Source organism: Streptomyces atratus (assembly GCF_040655115.1).
In the GTDB taxonomy this organism is placed as follows: Bacteria; Actinomycetota; Actinomycetes; order Streptomycetales; family Streptomycetaceae; genus Streptomyces; species Streptomyces atratus_D.
In genome coordinates, this window is sequence record NZ_JBFAJH010000153.1 from 1 (window position 1) to 1,065 (window position 1,065).

A 1,065-nucleotide genomic window follows, 5' to 3' on the forward strand; every position below is an offset into this window, starting at 1 on the left:
GCGCGGGCGGGCTCCACGGGCCGGTCCCAGCGGTCAGGACCGGACGCGCGGGCGGGCTCCACGGGCCGGTCCCAGCGGTCAGGACCGGAGGCGCGGGCCGGTCCCAGCGGTCGGGCCGGGTGCGTAGGCCGGATGCGCCGTGTGGGTGATCAGGCCGGACGCGGAGGCGGATCCGGCCTACGCCGGTTCCGTATCGCACGGATTCCGTTGTGCCGATTCCTTGTCGCCGGTCCGGTACCGGGTCCAGGACGCGGGTTCGGCGCGTCGGCCGCCGGAAGGGGATCCAGTACACCGGTTCCGCACCCCGGTTCCGCACGCCGACGCGGCCCACGGCACCGCAGCCGGATCCCGTACGCCCGGTCGCCCGCACCACCTCATCCGCACACCCGGAACGCCCGGTCGCGCCGTCGTACCCCCGGACACCCGGTCCTGCCTGCACCGTTCCGCCGCCGGTGCCGTACGCCGGGCCCTGCGCGCCCGTCCCGGTTGCCGGAGCACGCGGCACCGGACCATGCCGCGCGACCCTGCTGCCGCATCCTGTCCGTGACGGTGCGTCACAGGTTTCGCACAGCTACCGGCATTCTTTTCGTACAATCGATCGCCCGTCCGATTTGTCCGAATTGTTACGCATTAAATCGTGATCTTCCCCTAAAGGAGGACGGGTCTGCTGCCGAAGAGGTCAATGACCCTTCAAGCACGGTTCGCCCCGGCTTCATCCCCGAGCCGGCCCGTCCCGCCACTTCCCAGGAGGCCTGGTGTCCGTTCTCCTAGAGCAGCCCGCAAGCCTGGTCGCCTACCGCCCGAACAAGCCGACGGCCATGGTCGTCGTGGCCGACCCCCGCGTCCGTTCCACCGTCACCCGCCATCTGTGGGCCCTCGGAGTACGTGACGTCATCGAGGCGTCGTCCATCGCGGAGGCCCGTCCCCGCGTCGGCAACCCGCGCGACATCTGTGTTGCCGACGTCCATCTGCCCGACGGTTCCGGGCTGACCCTGTTGTCCGAAACCCGAGCCGCCGGCTGGCCGAACGGTCTCGCCCTGTCCGCCGCCGATGACATCGGCGCCG

1 pseudogene is annotated in these 1,065 nt (G+C 71.2%); it reads left to right on the forward strand.

The annotated features are described in order from the left end of the window. Positions 1–755 precede the first annotated feature (755 nt). Positions 756–1,065: pseudogene (locus AB0I23_RS41545) on the forward strand (DNA-binding response regulator); the annotation flags it as partial.